Genomic DNA, 17,572 nt, shown 5'->3' with positions numbered 1-17,572 from the left:
CGTCTCCGTGCCAGGACCGGAGCCAGGACCCGCGCCCCTCTCCGTGCCAGGACCCGGGCCAGGACCCGCACCCGTCTCCGTACCAGGACCCGGGCCAGGACCCGCACCCGTCTCCGTGCCAGGACCCGCGCCCGTCTCCGTACCGCTCATGCCGCCGCTCCGTTCGTCGCTCCCGCGGCGACCAGCCGCGCGTACAGTCCGTCCCGTTCACGCAGGCCCGCGTCCGTGCCGATCGCGTCCACACGGCCGCCGTCGAGCACGACGATCCGGTCCGCGTCGCGGACCGAGGCCAGCCGGTGGGCCACGACCAGGCAGGTCCGTCCCCGGGCGGCCGTGCGCAGGGCGCGCCCGATGTGGGCCTCGCGGCGTTCGTCGACCGCGCTGGTCGCCTCGTCGAGGACGAGGACCGGCGCGTCCGCGAGCAGCGCGCGGGCCAGGGCCAGCCGCTGGCGCTGCCCGCCGGAGAGCGTCGCGCCGCGTTCGCCGACGACCGTGTCATAGCCGTCCCGCAGCGCCAGGACCTCCTCGTGGATCCCGGCCGCCCGCGCCGCCGCTCTCAGCTCGCCGTCGGTGGCGTCGGGCCGGGCGAGGCGGAGGTTGTCGGCGACGGAGGCGTGGAAGAGGTACGTCTCCTGGGAGACGACCGCGATCCCCCGCCGCAGCGAGGCGAGGGTGTACGAGGTGTGGTCGGCGCCCCCGATCGTGATCCGCCCGCCGTCCGGGTCGCCGCCCTCTCGCAGGAGCAGGCCGAGCAGTGTGGACTTCCCGGCGCCGGAGGGGCCGACGATGGCGGTCGTCCGGCCGGCCTCGGCGGTGAACGTGACGCCGCGCAGGGCGGGTTCGGCGGCGCCGGGGTGGGTGTGCCGGACGTTCTCGAAACGGATCTCGGGCGCCGTGTCCCAGGCCGTGACGGCGGTCCCCGTGTCCGGCACGGCGCCGGTCGCGGTCCGCAGCGTGGCGATGCCGTCGGCTGCGGAGATGCCGAGGTAGCCGGAGTGCCACTCGCGGGACAGGTCGCGCACGGGCCGGAAGCACTCGGAGGCGAGCATCAGCACCAGGTACGTACCCGTCGCCGTCGTCCGCCCCGAGACGGCCGAGGCGCACGCGACGAGCGCCGCCGCCACCGTGCCACCCTGCACGGCGAGATCGGTCAGCCCGGTGTCGACGAGCGAGACGCGCAGTTTCGCCACGGTCGCCCGGTGCAGCGCGGCGGAGCGCGCCGCCAGCCGCTCGCGGGTACGGGCGACGGCTCCGGCGGCCCGCAGGGCGGGCATGCCCTGGAGCGCCTCCAAGTAGTCGGCGGACAGGGCCTCGTACGCGCCCCAGTGCTCCTCCCCGCGCCGCGCGAGCAGCCGGTCCCACCAACGGGGCGCGAAGAGCGCGAGGACGAGGGCCGGGGCGAGGGCGAACAGCGCGTACGGCTCGACGAGCGCGACGACGACGAGGAGGAGAGGGGGCAGGGCGACGGTGACGAGGAGTTGGGGGAGGTAGCGGGAGACGTAGGCGTCGACGCCCTCGACACCGTCGACGAGCGTGGCCCGTACGGCTCCGGCGCGGGCGTCGGCCCCGCGCGGCGCGCCGAGTTCACCGAGCCGCTGGAGGAGCGTGTCACGCAGCCGGGTCCGTACGGCGGCCCCGGCGCGCACGGCGATCCGGCGCTGGTGACGGGTGAGGTCGGCCCGTACGGCCACGGTGACGAGCACTCCGCCGAGGAGGAGCCCGATGCCTCCGCCGTCGCCGCGGGCGATCCGCGCGAGAGTGAGGGCGAGCAGGGCGGCCTGGACGAGATGGGTGACGGCGACGGCGACGAGCAGCACGGTGGCCACGCCGAGGACCCTCCGCGCGGGCCGGGCGGCACGGACGAGTTCCGGGTGGACCATCATGACCGCGGGTCTCCTTCGGCAGGGATGGGGGTGGCGGGGCACGGGGGCGGCGAGGGAGCGGCCGCAGTGCCCGGGGTCGGGGCCCGGACCGGAGCAGGAGCCCCATCTGGGGCCGAGGCGGGCTCCCGCGCGGAAGCCCGGCCGGGGGCCGGGGCCGAGGCGGGCCCCGGCACGGCGACCGTTGCCCGGGCCAGGACCGCCGGGGCCGGGGCGGGGTGGGTCCCGAGGGCCAGCCCGTGGACGACGGGGTACCGCCCGGGCGGCTCGCCGAGCGCGGCTCCCAGGTCGGCGCCCTGCCAGGACCCCACCGGCCTGGACTCCAAACCGGCCCGGCCGGCCAGTACTTGAGCGATGGCCACGGCGTACCCGGCAGACAGGTGTGCCCGCCGGACCTCGGCCGGTGGGGCGTCGTCGGGACAACCATGGGCCAGGAGTACGGCCCCGGCCCCGGCGAGCCAGGTCTGCCCGGCCGCCCATCGGGCGAGGGTGGCGCGCGCGTCGCCGAGCGCGATCGGGCGCGGCTCCGGCGCCCCGCTCCCGCCGAGAACGGCGGCGTCCGGCCCGCCGGTGGCCACGCACCAGCGGACGGCATCGGCCCCGGCGAGCTGCGCGGCGGTCCGCTCGGCGGCGGTGAGCAGGCGGGCGAGGACGGCGGGGTCGGGCGGGCCCGTGAAACCGGGTGCCGCACTACGGCGCACGACCACATCCGCCTCCCCACGCCGCCGCTCCGGCACAGGCCCGGCCGCACGGCCCGCCCCCGAACCCAGACCCCGGCCAGGAACCGGCCGCCGCGCGCCGAGCAGGTCCGCCCTCGGGACGGAGCAGGGAGTCCAACTCCCCTCCCGCGCACCGCTCGTGACCTCTTCCAGTACTGCCCGAGCGGCCCGCAGCACAGCCGGTGCCGACCGGTCTCCGCCCAGTGGGGCCGTGCCCGGGCCGTACGAAGCCCAGCGGGTGAGCGCGTCGGGGGCGGGACGGGTGCCCGGGCCGCACCAGACCGCCGCGACGGCGTGCTCGGGCTCGCCGCGCTCCGGGGTGAGCCCCGCCGCGGCGGCCAAACGGATCCCGTCCGCGTCCACGCAGATCGCCTCCGCGCCGGCCAGGGCCAGCGCCGCGAGGGTGTGGCCCGTGTCCAGGAGCAGCAGCGGCCACGCCCGGTGGCCGTAGTGGGAGACCGTACGGCGGGCGGTGACCGTCAGAACGGCGAGAAGACCGGGCGGAGCGTCGTCCGGCACGCGCCCCCGGGGGTGAAGCCGGTGGGCGACGGGATCGTAGGCGTAACGGCCGGTGGGCAGGGGGCTGCCCGGCCCGGCCAGCAGGTGCGTGTTGACCGGGTGCAGCGCACCCGCCGAGGCGGCCGGGCGCAGCCGGCCCCCGGCCAGCGACTTCCGCAGCAGCGCGTCCAGTTCGGCCGGCACCGGGACCGCTTCCCCGGGCCAGGCCGTGACGGCGGGCCCCGCGGGAAAGTCCGGCCCCGGCTCGCGTGCCGACCGGGCGAGCGCGAGGGCGTCCCTGACCACGGCCGGGCCGCCCCTCTCCTCGTACGCCGCATCCATGCGAGTCATCCGGCGCCTCCCCTCACATGTGCGGCGGCGGTGCGAGCGTGAAGTCGCCCGGCCCCGTCGGCGCCTCGGATCGCCAGCCCCGGTCGACGGCCGCCCGGCCGAACCGCTCGCAGCCGAAGTAGGCGAAGGCGGCGGGGGCGTTGGGGACGAGTCCGGAGACGAGGACGCGGGCCACCCGCAGCGGAGTCTCGGCGATGTCCTCGGTCGTGAGGTCGACGGTGACGAGGCGGTGGCCGCCGGCCGCGAGGCGGGCGTCGAGCGCGGCCCGGCTGCCGGGTGCGATCGCGTCGACGGGAACGACGCCGAGGGCCGGTTCGGTGAAGCGGCGCGCGTACGGCGCCATACGCGGATCCAGCCAGACCTGCACGTGTGCGCCCAGGTCCCGTACGGCGCCGAAGTCCTCGCCGCAGGAGTCCAGATACCGCCCGTCGGCCCGGTGGTCGAGGTAGAGGCCGCGTGCGAGCATGCCGGCGTCGATGGCCCGGAAGACCCATCCGTCCGCGTCCACGGCTCCCTGTGTGAAGACCCATGTGTGGACGGCCTCGAGAACGGCCTTGCGCGCGGCCTCCGCCGGGTCGTAACGGCAGGCGAACCCGGCGGCGTGGATGCCGCGTTCGGGGTCGTACACCCACGCGGCGACGCACGGTGCGAACTCCGAGGGCATCTCGACGATCCGGACGTCGAGGCCGCAGCCTTCGAGGTCCCGGTCGAGGCCCGGCACGGAGCGCGGGTCGATGCCCCGGGTGGGGCCGTCGAGGTGCCACCACAGTTCCAGGGCGTCGCGCTCGACGACTTCGAGGAGTCCGCGTTCGACCGCGTCGTCGAAGCCCTGGCCGGTGGCGATCCCCGCGTAGTTGAGATGGTGGGTCCTGGGGAGCGAACGGAGCTCGCCCTGCCGCCAGTTGAGGTGGCTGAGGGAGACGGGCACCCAGCACTCCCGTCCGTCCTCGCTCCCCCGGGCCCACAGGGCCGGGGTGTCGGGTCCGAGCGGCAGGTAGGGGAATCCGGGCCGTTCGTACTGCCATGAGGCGTACGAGGGGACGGCTCCCGGGCCGTACGACGTCAGCCCCTCCGCGTGGAGTTCGCGGGCCGTCGCCCGGCGCGGGGCGTCCGGGTGGCCGGCCGGCGGGATCCGGTTGCCGCAGTAGCGTTCGACGGCCTCGGCGACGGCGGCGAGTCGTGCGCCGCGCGGGTCGCCGAAGGTGGTGCCCAGCGAGACGCGGTCGGCGGGCCAGGCACCGAAGCGCCGCGCGTCGGAGACCTCGGCGGTCATGGCGGTGTAGCGGGGCGGGGCCCCGGAGGGGTGCGGAACGGGTTCGACACCGCGTATGAGCCCGCAGACGGGGTCCACGAGCGCATCGAGGGACGGTACGCCGGTGAGGGTCAACGCAGGGTCTCCTGTACGGGATCGATGTGGGCGGGGCGGTGGACGACGGGCAGCAGCAGGGCGCTGCCCGTCATCCGGACGGTCCGTCGCGACGGCAGGAGCCGGGTCGCGGTCACGGGGTCCTCGCCGGTGTGCGGATTGCGGGCGTGGGCCGGGAAGTGGTGTCCGGCGACCTCCACGCGGAGCCGGACTCCGGCGGGCAGCCGTCGGCCGATGAAGCCGAGCGGCACGGTCGACTCCCTTGGTGCGGCGGAGTCGTGTGCGGTGCGCACGATGCCGGTGGCGAGGGGTTCGGCCCGGCCGTCGGGGCGCAGCGCTATGAGCCGGACGGCCCAGTCGGCGCTGCTCGTCCGGGCGGCCGCGACGAGCCGCGCCTCGGCGTTCCCGAAGAGGTCGAGGGGGCGCGGGAGCGGCGGGGAGAGGAGCAGGCAGCGGTCGGGGGGAGCGGCGTTCTCGTCGATGTCGAGCCGGTCGGAGCGCACGGGCCGCAGCGGATCGGCGACGAAGTCGGCGCCCTGCACGAGCCGGAGCCCGGCGGGATCTCCGAAGCGGTACGGGAGGGGGTGCGGGCTTTCGGCGTGGGCCGCGCACCAGTGCGCGCTGCCTCCGAGCGCGAGCGCGCCGCGCCGGCCGGTGAGGGTGCCGGCGAGGGCGGCCCGGGCCCAGCGTGCGTACAGGTCGCCGAGGTCGAGGCGGTGTTCGGGGCGCGCCTCGGGGGCGGGCTCGGCGGTGAGCCCGTGGCCCCAGGGCCCGAGGACGAGCCGGGCGGGGCCGCCCCACGACCGCCAGAGGTGGATCGTCTCGGCGGCGAACGGGTCACGGCTGCCGCCGACGGCGAGGAGCGGCACCCGGGCGGAGGCCGCCCGCCGCACGCGGTCCGGGTCGCGGCGTGCGGCCCAGACACCGGGCCAGGAGGGCAGCGCGAGCAGCCGCTCGACGGGCAGCCGGTCGAGAAGACCGGGGGCCTCGGCGAGGGCCCGCCGCAGGGCGCCCTCGTCGGAGTCGCTCCGGTCGCCGTGCGCCAGCCACCACCCGGCTCTCCCGAGCAGTCTCTCGGGCCCCGTCTCCTCCCGCGCCACCTCACCCGCACCGAGCGCGGGCACGACAACGATCACGGCATCGGGCCCGCGAGGGGCTTCGGCCCGGGCCCGGCCGCTGCCGCCGCCCGCGTGCTCGGCCGGGGTGATGGCGGCCGCCGTCTCCGGCGCGGTGAGGCGGCTGGTGTCGGAGTCCAGGAGCGGGGCCAGCGCGCAGTGGGCCGCGTAGGAGGCGCCGACGGCGACCACCCGGCCGTCGCTCCACTCCTGCGCGCGGATCCAGGCCAGGGCGGCAGCGCCGTCCGCCGCCTCGGAGCGGTAGGGGTGCCAGGTTCCGGTCGAGGCGTGCCGGCCGCGGACGTCCTGGGCGACGGCCGCGAAGCCACGGGTCGCCCACGCGCGCAGCTCCGCACGGTGGCGCCGCCGGTCGTAGGGCGTCCGGATGAGTACCGCGGGGTGTGGCCCCGGGCCGTCGGGGAGGCAGAGCTCGGTGGCGAGACCGCCGACGCGCAGGGTCTTCATCGGTCGTCGCCCCGCCGGGCCTCGTGCTCCTGCGCGGCGGGCCGCCCGCCGTCGGCAGCCCGCGAAGCCCGTCCTCGCGCCGGAGCGGCGACGCCGCTCCACGCGCCGGAATCACGCCGGGGCGGGGCCGCCGCCTCCGGCACTCGACGGTGCGGTTCGGATCCGTCGGCCGGGGCACTGCCGGCCGGCCTCTCCGGCTCGGCGGTGTTCGGGCGGGCGGCCTGTTCGGCGCCCGACGCACGGGTGCGGGAGCGCTGGATCGGGATCGCCCGAGGGACCGGGAGGATCGGGTGGTCGGTGACGTCGAGGCTCCTGAGGTCGACGCGGCGGAGCCTCCGGCACACCGTGCGGAAGTGGTCGCCGTCGGGGTCCGCCGCCCAGGCGAGGAGGTCGGAGGTAAGGAGGGCCGCGGTGAGCGCGGCGGATGCCGCGTGGTGGCCGGGGCCGGAGTCGCCGGAGCGGCGGCCGTGCCAGTATGCGGCGAGTTCCTCGTGCGCCGGGGTCGCCGCGAGCCGCCGGAGCCGTACGTCCGATGCGGTCACGTCGCCGGGCCGGCAGGCCGGCGGCTCCAGCCACACGTGGAAGCCTTCGCGATGGCAGCGCAGCCAGGCGGTCCCCCGGGCCGGCAGGCGGTCGGCCGCGTCCCACAGACCTTCGGGCACGGGGCCGTCCAGGCACCACACGACGGCGGTCCGCGGGTCGCCGGCGGCTTCGACGGCCTCCAGGTCCTCCGGTCCGCCCTCCCGCACTTCCGCCCCCAATTCCCGTACGCACCGGGCGAGCGGACCGGTGAGGAGCGCGTCGCCGAGCAGGCGCACGGTCCGGCCGGCGAGCGCCGGTCGGGGCGAGGGGGCGCCCCCGGCGTCGGCGACGGCGTATCCGGCGTCGACGAAGGCCGTGGTCAGCGGGGAGAGCCGGGAGTCGGCCCCGCCCTCTCCTCCTCGCGTGAGGTGGTTCACCAGCTCGTCGGGAGCGACGCCTCCCGTGTCGACGCGGAGGAACTCCCCATCGGGTGTCCGCACCGCGAGTCCCCGGCCGGGGACGGTGACGAGTTCGACACCAGGGGTGAGTCGCGCGGTGGTCACGGGGGTTCCTCCTGGATGCGGGCTGCGGGAGAGGCGGACGAGAGACGGCGGACGAAAGGCGGCAGGCAAGGGGCCGCGACGCCGCGGAAGGTGGCAGTCGACAGGCCGCCGAGCGCCAAAGCCGTGAAAGGCGGTGGGGACGGGCGGGGCCCGCCCGGGAAGGCGATCCGGGCGGGCCCGCGGTGTCCGGTGAGAACGGACCGGACGAGCCGGTTCCCGAGGCGCCTGGCGGGCGGGCCTCGGAGAACCGGGTCGGACTACTTGTCCGCGTCGACGTCCGCCTCGACGGCGTCGTCGAACGGGTTCTCCACCAGCGCGTTGGAGTGCGTGGCGGAGAGGTGGGCGAGCTGGCCCTGCTCGGCGATCGGGCTGAACACCTTGTGCTGCTCCATGACTTGACGCTCCATTCGATTCGGATGGTCACGCCGCCGGATCGGCGCCGCACCCCAGACATTAATGAATATGATTTTCATTTTGCAAGGGCTGGGGAACATCCAGAGGGTGATCCGGGTAACACACGGGCCACCCGCCCTCCGGATCGCGCCCCACCCGGCCCGCCACGCCCAGCACTTCGGCCAGCAGGCGAGGGGTGACGACCTCGGCCGGCGGACCGTCGGCCGCGATCCGGCCCGCTCGCAGGGCGACGATCCGGTCCGCGAACCGCGCCGCGTGCCCGAGGTCGTGGAGCACCATCACCACGGTCAGGCCGCGCTCCTCGCGCAGCCGCACCACCGTGCGCATGACCTCCAGTTGATGCCGCAGGTCCAGGTACGTGGTCGGCTCGTCGAGGAGCAGCACGCGGGTGTCCTGGGCCAGCGCCATCGCCAGCCGTACGCGCTGGCGCTCACCGCCCGAGAGGTCGTCCACCGGCCGGTCGGCCCACGCGCCCACACCCACGTCCGCCATGGCCCGGGCGCAGACGGCGTCGTCCCCCTCCCGCAGCATCCCGAGCGGGCCCCGAGCCGCGTATCGCCCCTGCCGTACGAGTTGCCGTACCGTCATTCCCGGTACGGAAGGCGCCGATTGATGCAGCAGGGCGACCTTGCGCGCGGCCGCGCGGCGGGAGAGCCGGGAGAGGTCGTCGCCGTCCAGGAGCACTCGTCCCCCGCCCGGCCGCAGCAGCCCGGCGCAGAGACGCAACAGGGTCGACTTGCCGCAGCCGTTGAGCCCGACGAGGGCGACCGATTCCCCGGCCTCCACGGTCAGGTCGATCCCGTCGAGCACCTCACGGCCCGGGTAGCCGAACCGCAGCCCTTCGGTACGGATCGTGCCGGCGCCGGAGGCGTCGGGCCCGGGCCGTACGCCCGTGACCGGCTCCCCTCCCGCTGCGGGCGTTCCCGACCTGGTGCCGACGGTGCTGCCCGCCTCCACCGCCCGGGTCCCCGGCTGTTCCGTGATCCTTCTCATCTCTCCTCCGTTCCGCGTCGCGCCACGATCAGCAGCAGCGCCGCACCCACGCCGGTCGTCAGCGCTCCGGCCGGAATGCTCAGCCGGTCCATGTCGAGGGCCCCGGCGAGGACCCGCGACAGCCACTGGGCCCCGGCGTCCGCACCGCCCACGACCACCGCGCCCAGCAGGGCCGCGCCGGGCAGGGCCCGGCGCAGGTCCGCCCCGAGGAGGGCGAGCGCCAGATGCGGGACCAGCAGCCCCACGAAGCCGAGGGCCCCGACCACCGAGACCGCGCCCGCGGTCAGGGCGACCGCGCAGACGAGCGCGGCGAGCCGGGCTCGTCCGGTGCGCAGGCCGGCCGCCGCGGCCTGTTCGTCCCCGCAGCGCAGCAGGGTCAGCGGCGCGGCGAGCGCGCAGGCGGCCAGTGACCAGACCACGGCCCAGGGCCACAGGAGCCGCCAATGGCCCCAGACCCGGCCTTCGGTGGATCCGACGAGCCATTGCACGACGCTGCCGAGTTCGCCGGGGGCGACGAGGAGAACCATCGCGGTGAGCCCGGACAGTACGGCCGACACCAACACGCCGTGGACGGCGGTCCGTTCGGGATCGCCGCGGTCCCGGCCCGCGAGGAGCCACAGCAGCCCGGCGCCCGTGAAGCCGCCGGCGCAGGCCGCCACGACCACGGCGGCCGGTGACTCCCACCCCGCGAGGCCGAGCCCGGTCGCCGCCACCGCGCCGAGCACGGCGCCCGGGGTGACACCGGTGACCTCGGGTCCGGCCAGCGGGTTGCGCAGCGCCGCCTGGAGCACCAGACCGGCGAGGCCCAGGCAGGCTCCGGCGGTCAGCGCCACGAGGGTTCTGGGAAGCCGGAGTTGGAGGACGACATGGCGGGCGGTCATGTCGCCGCCGCCCCGCAGCACCTCCAGCACGCCCGCCGTCCCGACGGTCCGCCCGGCCACGAGTCCGCCCATCGCGACGGCGCACAGAGCGAGGGCGAGCGCGGCGAACACCGCCCAGGCCGGCGGACGTCGCCCGAACGCGGCGCGCGCCGCCCTCCGTATCCCCGGCACACCTGCCGCCATCCGGGAAGCAGACGCTCCCGGCACCTCGGGCGCGGCCGGCATCCCCTCCACGTCCGGCGCGTTCGCCGTTCCCCGCGCTTCCGGTGCTCCCCGAACTTCCGGCACTCCCCGCATTCCCCGTACTCCCTTCATCGACGGGCCCCTCTCCGCAGCAGGGCGACGCCGGCCGGCACGCCGAGGAGCGCGGTCCAGGCGCCGACCGGGGTCTCGATCGGGGCGAGGGCGAGCCGGGCGGGCTGGTCGGCGCAGACGACGACCAGGGCGCCGAGGACGGCCGACCAGGGCAGCCAGGTCACCGCTCCGGCGTCCGGCCGGAGGCGGCGGGCGAGGTGCGGGGCGAGGAAGCCGACCCAGGCGACGGGGCCGCACACCGCGACCACCGGAGCGATCAGCAGGACGGCGAGGCCGAGCGCCGCGACGCGGGCGCGCCGGACCCGTACCCCGAGCGCGCGGGCGTCGTCGTCGCCGAGCCTCAGCACCCCGAGGACCGGCGCGCACAGCACCAGCGCGGGCAGGGCGACCGCCAGCCACGGCCACAGGCCGGTGACGTCGTCCCAGGTGCGGGCGGAGAGACTGCCGAGCAGATAGCGGTAGACGATCTGGAGGTCGAGCTGGTCCGCGAGGACCATCAGGACGAGCAGCGCGGCCTGGAGGGCCGCCGCGACGGCGGCGCCGGTGAGCAGGACCGCGCCGGGGCTGCGCCCGAACCCGGCGGCGAGCAGCGTGAGCAGTCCGCCGGCCGCCGCTCCGGCGAGAGCGAGGAGCGGCTGCAGGGCGAGCGGAACCTGCAGGGCGAGGACGAGCGGAGCCGCCACACCGAGCGCCGCGCCGCCGGAGACGCCGAGCATCTCCGGTACGGCGAGCGGGTTGCGCAGCGCCTCCTGGAGGACGAGCCCGGCAGCGCCCAGGCAGGCACCGGCGACGAGGGCCAACACCGCCCTGGGCAGCCGGAGTTCGGTGAGGATCAGACCGGCCGTTTCGGAGTCCCCGAAGCCCCCCAGGTCGGGAAGCAGCAGCGCGCACGCCACCGCTCCGGCCAACACCGTCACCGCCCCGCACAGTTGACGTACGGACCGGGCCCTCACCGCAGCGCGGCCGTCGCCTCGTCGAGGACGATGCCGAGCGACCGGGTGCCGCGCCCCTTGGCCCAGACCTCGGCGTCGACCTCGTGGACGTCACCGTTCCGCACGGCCGGGATCTTCGACCAGAGCGGGTTCTCGGCGAGCTTGTCGGAGAGCCGGGCGCCCGGGGCCGCCGGTCCGCCGAAGGAGAGCGTCTCGACGAAGAGCACGTCGACGTCGCGGGCGAGGATCTCCTCCATGCTGTACGTACCCTCGACGCCCCGGCTCTTCCACGGGTAGTCGGCGATCTTCGGCAGGAGTCCGGCCGTGACATCGTTGCCCGGGGTCGCGACGCCGAAGTTCTCGTCGCTGCCGAAGATGATGAGCGCGGTCTTGTCGCTCCGCGTCTTCTCCGCGGCGGCGAGTTTGGCGCGGAAGGCCTTCTCGGCCGCCTCGCCCTGCTTCGTACGGCCGGTGAGTGCGGCGAGATCACGCAGATAGCCCACGCTGTCCTGCCAGTTGCCGGGCTGCACGGGCCAGAAGACGGTGGGGCCCTTCAGTGCGGGGGCGAGCTTGCCGTGGGTGTCCTCCAGGCCGATCACGAGGTCCGGCTCGTACGAGAGGATGGCCTCCGTCTCGGGGCTGAGGAAGCCGCCGGGGACCACGGGGATCTTCGCCGCGCGCTCCTTGCCGAGGAATTTCTCGTGCGCGAGGAGGGCGGAGTTGGTCGCGGCCGGGACCATGCCGAGTTCGGCGAGCATGTCGTCGCAGAGGGCGACGAGGCAGACGATCCGCCGCGGCGGGGCGGCGGTCGTGACGGTCACCCCCTTGGCGTCGGTGACGGTCCGCGCGGCGGTGATCGGCTTGACCGTCACATCGGTCGCCGGACCCGGCGCCGCGCCGCCCTTTCCGGCCTCCCCGCCGCCGGTGCTCGCTCCGCAGCCGACGAGCAGCGTTCCCAGAACCGCCGCCGCCGTCCAGCGACGCGCCTTTCGCAGCATCTGCATCCTGCGCGACATATGCCCCTCTGTTCTGTTCCGTCCCGGGGGTGATGGCAGGAGTGGGTGGCGGGCGCCCGGGTCCGACCCGCGCCCCTAGAGTGCCACATGATAATCATTCTCAATAAGCCTGGAAGCTGGGAGACTGTCATGACGCCACCGCCCCGCCTGCTCGTCGCCGACCAAGTCGCCGGAGGCATACGGATGCTGGACCTGCCGAGCGGCCGGACGGCCGCGGTGCTCGAGGGGCGGCACCTCTCCGAGCACGCCGGCTTCCTCGCCCTCCCCGAAGGCCGGATCGCCTTCGTCGACGACCTCGGCGGCGAGCTGGTGGTCCTCGACCCGTACGGTCCGGAAGCCGGCCGGCCGCTGGTCGCGGCCACCGCGCCCGTGGCCTGCCCTGCCGAACACCTCGCCGCCGACGCCTCCGGCCGCCGCATCGCCGTGACCACCGGCCTCGGGCGCAACGAGGAACCCTGGAGCGACCTCCTCACCGTCGTCGACCTGGGCTCCGACCGGCCGCGTTCGGTACGGGTACGGACCCGCGTCGGCGAACCGGGCGTCGTCCTCCTCGGCGAGGCGGACGACCCCCTCGTGGTCCTGCGCCACCGTGAACCCGGCACCCTCACCGCGTACCCGTGGGACGCCGTGCTCGCCGCTCCCCCGGCCTGCCCGCCCGTCGCGGCCGCCCACGAGCTGCGGCTCCCGGACGACGACGGTCACGGCGACGCCCACGACCCCGCCACGGGGCGGCTGTTCGCGGCGGCGGCCTCGGGCGTCCACCGGGCCCGCCGCGAGGGCGGCCGGCTCGTCGCCGAGGAGCCGCTCGGCTGGGAGGGTCCGGGCCGCGGTTACTACCTCCGCCTCGACCCGGTCCGCCGGACCCTCTGGTCCTGCGTGCGCGGCGGGCCCGCCGACCCCGGCCAGTGGCCCCTGTGGACCAACGACGCCTGGTTCCACCAGCTCGACCGGGGACGTACGGGACGGATCCCGCTCGGCCCCGGACTCGTCTTCCGACTCGCGGTCGCCGCCGGGCACATCGCGTACGCGAGAGTCCATCCGGAGGGCGACGAGCTGATCCTCCTCGACCCCGCCGCCACCGACACCGATCCCGGCTCCGGTCCCCGGATCGTCGCGCGGCTGCCACTGCCGCCGATGGACGGCGCTCCCCGCCCGGGAGGCACCCCGTGGGACGGTGTGCAGCGGCGTGCGATCGCCGCCTCACCGGGCGCCGCGTACACCGCCGTCACCCGGGGTGGTCACGGCGAGATTCATCTTTTCGAGGGAGCGCGAGCGCTGGCGGTCCTCCGGGTGCCGACGCCGTTGGACGACGGGGGTCACCTGGCGCTGGTGGCGCCGGGCGACGGGGCGCAGGCCGATCGGATCGGGCGCTGAGCGCGGAGTCCGGACGGTGCGCCGAGGGCGTCCGCGTACCGGTGTCGGGCAGGCTCTTGTGAAATAATTCACCTGACCTCTTGGCCAGGCACGCCGGTTCATGCTGAGATGCGACCTGACCCAAACGGCTCAATGGCGCGCTCGGGGAGGGCAATGTGGCGGACACCGCCATGTCTGGTTCCGAAACGACGGGTGGCGACGATCCGTCCCTTGCCTACGGCAAGGAGACCCCGATGGAGACCGCCATATGGCGGCTGCGCTCGCGCGGCTGCTGGACGGACGCGGCCGCCCTGCTCACGCCCCGCGCGGCCGAACCGGCGGCGGCGCTCGAAAGGGCCGCGCTGCTGATCGAGCGCTGCCTCTACACCGAGCAGGGCTGGGCCGACGCGGAAGAGGCGCTGCGGTCGGCCGAGGCGGTCGCCCAGAGCGACGAGGAGCGCGGGGCCGCGGCGTGCGAACGCGGTTATCTCGCCTACGCGTCGACGCTCCTCGGCGTACGGGACCGGGCCGACGAGGCGCGCGCGGCGCTCGGCAGGGCGGCCGCGCTGATCGGCCCGGCGGCCGAAGGACGCCCGCTGCTCGACTTCCGGCGCGGGCTGATCGCCCAGAACCTCGGCGACTCCCCCCAGGCGGCCCGTGCCGCCTACCGTCGCGCCCACGCGGGCGCGACGGACCGGGGCGACACGCTGCTGCTCTCCTCCACCTGGCGCCACCTGGCCGGACTGGCACTGCGCGAGGGGGAGTTGGCGGAGGCCCGGCACGGCTTCGCCGAGTCGCTGCGCATCCGGGAGGAGCTCGGCTTCCTCGTCGGCACGGCCCCGGCCCTGACGGCCCTGGCGAACGCCGAGACCGAGCCGGAGGCCGGCCGGCTGCGCGCGGAGGCGGCCCGCCTCTTCCGCCTCCTGGGTGGCGTTCCGACCTGGCTCGCGGCCCAACTGGTCCCGCGGGCCGCCGTCTGACGCCCCCTCGGACCGCGACCGGTCCGGGTCCTCCCAGGAGTGGCCCGGACCGACGGCCGCACACCGCCCGGGACGAGGGTCGGGTTTGTGTGGACGCCCGCAGAACGAGGCGTGCTGACGGTCGATGCGAGGTGTCGACTCACCTTGCCGAGCGCGCTGTTCTGACGGTGCGCGGGTGAGGGTGATGGCATGCGCTCCGGTCGACGGTCCGGGTTCGGGCGGCGGTTCGACCATCCGCTGGGCGGCGCCCCAGTGCCTCAGCGGGCGCCCCCGGCGGGCTCCAGGCGTACCAGTGCGTCGTCCATGCCCACGATCAGGTCGCCCTCCGCGGTGACCGCGACGGCGCGGACGGGTGGGCCGGGGCGGAAGCGGTGGAGGGCTCCGGTGTCGAGGTGGCGCAGCTCCACGAGGCCGTCGGCCCAGGCGACCGCGAGGACCGGGCCGCGGGGAGTCCGCGCCGCGTGGAGGGTGACGACCGGGGCGGGGCGTTCGACGAGCGGGGCGGGGTGGGGGTTCGGCTCCTTCCCCGGGGTCCAGAGGCGGACAGCGCCGTCGGTTCCGCCGCTGCACACGAAGGGCGTGGAGGTCTCGACTGCGGTGACCGCCGCGACGCGGCCGCTGTGCAGGGCGGCCTGGTGAATGCCCGTCAGGCCGAAGGCGTGCACGGATCCGAGCCGGTCGCCCACCACGACCGAGCCGCCGATCGCCGCGAGCGCGGTGCCAGGGTGCCGGGTGAGGGTGGCCGTGACGGCCTGGGTGAGCCGCTCCAGATACGCGGGGCGGGGCGCCGTTCCCCGTACGGTGTGCAGCCGGCCGCGCTCGTCGAGCAGGAGCACGGTCCCGTCCGCCGCGGGCGCGAGCGCCTTGACCCGGCCCGCGGGGCCCGGATCGAGCCGCCCGGCGGGCCGCGCGTCCGCGGCGTCCAGCAGGTGTACGTCACCGGCCGGGCCGGCGACCAGCAGCCGGTCGCCGACGGCGCCGAGGGCGGTGACGGGGCCCGGCCAGGGCGGGGTCAGGTCGCCGCGTGCCCGGGTCCAGCGGACCCGCCAGGTCGAGCGGGCGGTCAGTTCCTCGAGGGCGGGGCGCAGCCGGGGGTCCGCGCCGTCGCCGAGGGCGGCGAGCAGGACGAGGGCCCGGTCGGCGGGGTTCTGGTCCCGGGAGAGGGACTGGCCGGCGCGCATCCAGGCGGAGCGGAGTCCGCCGTGGTCGTCGTCGGGGTCCGCCAGGTAGGCGCGGGTGACCTGCGAGGGGTCGGCCGCGCAGACGGCGACCGGGTCGGCCGGGTCCACCGCGCGCCGCTCCGCCCCGTACGCCCCGGCGCGCTCGCCGGGCCGATGACCGCCGCCTGAGGCCGCGCGCCCTCGCCGCGCACCACGCCCGGCGCGTCCGGCCCGCGCGGCCGGCCCAGCGCCCTGGGCCTCCCCCCGCCCGAACCGCTCGCCGCCCGCACTCCCGACCTGCTCGCCGGGCCGGGTGTCTCCACGCCCGGCCGGCTCGCCGCCCGTCCGCTCGCCCTCCGCACCCCCGACCTGCCCGACCGGCCGGGTGCCCCCTCCCCCGGCCGGCTCACCGTCCGCCCGCTCGCCCTGACGCGCTCGCTCGGCGTCCGCACTCCCGAGCTGCCCGGCACGCCCAACTTCACCTCCAGCGGCTGTCTTCCGCTCCGGTTCACCGTCGTCGCCGTCGTGACCGTCCGGCGTCTCGGTGTTCTCGTCGGCGCCCAGGTCGACGATCGTGGCGCGGCGGGCGGCGAGGAGCGTGTGGGGCGGGGTTCCGGTGCGGGTCTCGACGAGGAGGCGTATCCGGCCCAACGCGTCCAGCTCCGCGATCAGTTCGGCGAGGGCGTCCGGTTCGGCGGCGGCGTGCAGGTCCGGCAGGATGAGGGCCGCGCGGCGCACCTCGGTGGTGGCGAGGACGTGGACGAGCTCGCCGGGTGTTCTGGCCACCACCCCCAGCCGGTTGGCGATCGTCCAGGCCGCGCCGAGCGCGCTCTGCCCGGCCAGCGGGACCAGTTCGCGCGCCGCGCGCCTGCGCCGGGAGCCGCCGGAACGGGTACCGTGCGCGGCGAGCCAGGCGAGCAGGGCGCTCTTGCCCCGACCCGGGCCCCCCGTGACCAGGCACAGGCGCGGGGCGTCCGGGTCGGTGAGCCAGCCGAGCAGAGCCGCGGCCTCGGCCGCCCGGCCGGGCGCGGGGCGCTCACCCCGTACGGGAGCGGTCACGGGCACCCACCCCCCGCCTTCGGCGAGGGGAGCCCCCATCGCGCCGTGGACAGGGCCGGGGACGGCATGGGACACCTCACGCCACCGACCTTAGTCGCTGCGGGTGTCGGGAAGGAGTCAGCCGTCCGAACCCGTGAAGTGCTCCCGTACGAGGGACCGCACGACGGTCAGGTCCTGGGCGACGAGCGCGTCGAGGAGGGCGGTGTGTTCCGCCGCGTCCGCGACGAGGTCGGCGTGCCGGGTGGCGGGGCCGCTCGTCAGGGGCCACTGGGAGCGGCGGTGCAGATCGTCGGCGACGGCGACGAGCTGGGCGTTGCCGGCGAGGGAGAGGACCGCGCGGTGGAAGGCACGGTCGGCCTCGGCGTAGTGCGCGCGGTCGCCGCGGGCGGCGGCGGCCGACGTGGCCTCGGCGAGGGGGCGGAGCTCGGCCCAGCGGGCGGCCGGGACCGTACGGGCCAGCCGCAGCATGACGGGGACCTCGAGGAGTGCGCGGACCTCGGCGAGCTCGGCGAGTTCGCGCGGGGTGCGTTCGGTGACCCGGAAGCCCCGGTTCGGTACGACCTCGACGGCGCCCTCGGTCGCCAGCTGCTGCATCGCCTCGCGCACCGGGGTCGCCGAGACGCCGAAGCGTTCGCCGAGGGCGGGGGCGGAGTAGACCTCGCCGGGGGTCAGGTCGCCGCCGACGAGCGCGGCGCGCAGGGCCTGGAGGATCTGGCCGCGTACGGAGTGCCGCTGGACGGGACGCGGGGCGAGCGGCGCCGGGGCGGGCCGGTCGCTGTGCGTCTGCTCGTGGCACGCGGACTCGTCGTGCGCGGGCTCGTCATGCGCGGACTCGCTCCGAGCGTCGTGCACGGGCTCGCCCCGGGGGTGCTCGCCGTCACCGCGCTCGCCCTGGATGCGGTGACCGTGGACGCGCTCACCGTGGACGCGCTCGCCCCTCGCCTCCGGAGCGGCGGTCACCGGCGGTACGAACGGGCCGCCGCGCGCCTG

Annotated in this window: 13 protein-coding genes and 1 pseudogene; 2 read left to right on the top strand and 12 right to left on the bottom strand. The window is 76.4% G+C overall.

Features of this window, described 5'->3' with window-relative positions; translation table 11 throughout:
* Positions 1–146 precede the first annotated feature (146 nt).
* The 10 genes and pseudogenes from ABZY12_RS16780 to ABZY12_RS16735 all read right to left on the bottom strand — a co-directional run bounded on the left by ABZY12_RS16780 (position 147) and on the right by ABZY12_RS16735 (position 12,012).
* The gene (locus ABZY12_RS16780) at positions 147–1,883 is read right to left on the bottom strand and encodes an ATP-binding cassette domain-containing protein (protein ID WP_356890829.1); all 1,737 of its coding nucleotides are present in this window, start codon (positions 1,881–1,883) and stop codon (positions 147–149) included.
* The gene (locus ABZY12_RS16775) at positions 1,880–3,448 is read right to left on the bottom strand and encodes a hypothetical protein (RefSeq protein WP_356890827.1); all 1,569 of its coding nucleotides are present in this window, start codon (positions 3,446–3,448) and stop codon (positions 1,880–1,882) included. Before ABZY12_RS16775 ends, ABZY12_RS16780 begins: the two co-directional genes overlap by 4 nt.
* A 13-nt stretch (positions 3,449–3,461) precedes the next feature.
* Positions 3,462–4,835: a YcaO-like family protein gene (locus tag ABZY12_RS16770; RefSeq protein ID WP_356890825.1), complete on the bottom strand. Its 1,374-nt coding sequence runs from the start codon at positions 4,833–4,835 to the stop codon at positions 3,462–3,464.
* A complete protein-coding gene (locus ABZY12_RS16765) occupies positions 4,832–6,394 on the bottom strand; it encodes a CocE/NonD family hydrolase (protein ID WP_356890823.1) in 1,563 nt (520 codons plus the stop codon). Before ABZY12_RS16765 ends, ABZY12_RS16770 begins: the two co-directional genes overlap by 4 nt.
* Positions 6,395–6,666: 272 nt before the next feature.
* Positions 6,667–7,479, bottom strand: a pseudogene (locus ABZY12_RS16760) (hypothetical protein); the annotation flags it as partial.
* Between the two features lie 257 nt (positions 7,480–7,736).
* A complete protein-coding gene (amiA, locus tag ABZY12_RS16755; RefSeq protein ID WP_356890821.1) occupies positions 7,737–7,871 on the bottom strand; it encodes a streptamidine family RiPP in 135 nt (44 codons plus the stop codon).
* A 61-nt stretch (positions 7,872–7,932) separates the two neighbouring features.
* Positions 7,933–8,886 carry an ABC transporter ATP-binding protein gene (locus ABZY12_RS16750; RefSeq protein ID WP_356890819.1) on the bottom strand — a complete coding sequence of 318 codons (954 nt, stop codon included), beginning with the start codon at positions 8,884–8,886 and terminating at the stop codon, positions 7,933–7,935.
* Positions 8,883–9,839, bottom strand: a complete 957-nt coding sequence (locus ABZY12_RS16745; protein WP_356890871.1) for an iron ABC transporter permease — start codon at positions 9,837–9,839, stop codon at positions 8,883–8,885. Before ABZY12_RS16745 ends, ABZY12_RS16750 begins: the two co-directional genes overlap by 4 nt.
* Before the next feature lie 239 nt (positions 9,840–10,078).
* Positions 10,079–10,978, bottom strand: a complete 900-nt coding sequence (locus tag ABZY12_RS16740; protein WP_356890869.1) for an iron ABC transporter permease — start codon at positions 10,976–10,978, stop codon at positions 10,079–10,081.
* Positions 10,979–11,031: 53 nt separating this feature from the next.
* Positions 11,032–12,012, bottom strand: a complete 981-nt coding sequence (locus ABZY12_RS16735) for an ABC transporter substrate-binding protein (protein ID WP_356890867.1) — start codon at positions 12,010–12,012, stop codon at positions 11,032–11,034.
* Between the two features lie 147 nt (positions 12,013–12,159).
* On the opposite strand from ABZY12_RS16735, the gene ABZY12_RS16730 reads away from it, so the two are divergent.
* Positions 12,160–13,404 carry a hypothetical protein gene (locus tag ABZY12_RS16730; protein ID WP_356890817.1) on the top strand — a complete coding sequence of 415 codons (1,245 nt, stop codon included), beginning with the start codon at positions 12,160–12,162 and terminating at the stop codon, positions 13,402–13,404.
* Between the two features lie 170 nt (positions 13,405–13,574).
* Positions 13,575–14,363, top strand: a complete 789-nt coding sequence (locus ABZY12_RS16725; RefSeq protein ID WP_356890815.1) for a hypothetical protein — start codon at positions 13,575–13,577, stop codon at positions 14,361–14,363.
* Positions 14,364–14,620: 257 nt separating this feature from the next.
* Here ABZY12_RS16725 and ABZY12_RS16720 read toward each other — a convergent pair whose 3' ends face one another.
* Positions 14,621–16,582: a hypothetical protein gene (locus ABZY12_RS16720; RefSeq protein ID WP_356890813.1), complete on the bottom strand. Its 1,962-nt coding sequence runs from the start codon at positions 16,580–16,582 to the stop codon at positions 14,621–14,623.
* A gap of 117 nt (positions 16,583–16,699) precedes the next feature.
* Positions 16,700–17,434: a GntR family transcriptional regulator gene (locus ABZY12_RS16715; RefSeq protein WP_356890865.1), complete on the bottom strand. Its 735-nt coding sequence runs from the start codon at positions 17,432–17,434 to the stop codon at positions 16,700–16,702.
* Positions 17,435–17,572: the final 138 nt, after the last annotated feature.

Source organism: Streptomyces sp. NPDC006551 (assembly GCF_040611675.1).
GTDB lineage: Bacteria > Actinomycetota > Actinomycetes > Streptomycetales > Streptomycetaceae > Streptomyces.
Note: the sequence above shows the minus strand (reverse complement) of the source record. Positions and strands in the feature narration are given on the sequence as shown.

Bases quoted from the DNA above. Each gene is read 5' to 3' on its own strand.
- ABZY12_RS16765 (WP_356890823.1), bottom strand. From the start codon at position 6,394: ATGAAGACCCTGCGCGTCGGCGGTCTCGCCACCGAGCTCTGCCTCCCC.
- ABZY12_RS16735 (WP_356890867.1), bottom strand. From the start codon at position 12,012: ATGCTGCGAAAGGCGCGTCGCTGGACGGCGGCGGCGGTTCTGGGAACG.
- ABZY12_RS16745 (WP_356890871.1), bottom strand. From the start codon at position 9,839: ATGGGCGGACTCGTGGCCGGGCGGACCGTCGGGACGGCGGGCGTGCTG.
- ABZY12_RS16730 (WP_356890817.1), top strand. From the start codon at position 12,160: ATGACGCCACCGCCCCGCCTGCTCGTCGCCGACCAAGTCGCCGGAGGC.
- ABZY12_RS16750 (WP_356890819.1), bottom strand. From the start codon at position 8,886: ATGAGAAGGATCACGGAACAGCCGGGGACCCGGGCGGTGGAGGCGGGC.
- ABZY12_RS16725 (WP_356890815.1), top strand. From the start codon at position 13,575: ATGTCTGGTTCCGAAACGACGGGTGGCGACGATCCGTCCCTTGCCTAC.
- ABZY12_RS16780 (WP_356890829.1), bottom strand. From the start codon at position 1,883: ATGATGGTCCACCCGGAACTCGTCCGTGCCGCCCGGCCCGCGCGGAGG.
- amiA (WP_356890821.1), bottom strand. From the start codon at position 7,871: ATGGAGCAGCACAAGGTGTTCAGCCCGATCGCCGAGCAGGGCCAGCTC.
- ABZY12_RS16775 (WP_356890827.1), bottom strand. From the start codon at position 3,448: ATGACTCGCATGGATGCGGCGTACGAGGAGAGGGGCGGCCCGGCCGTG.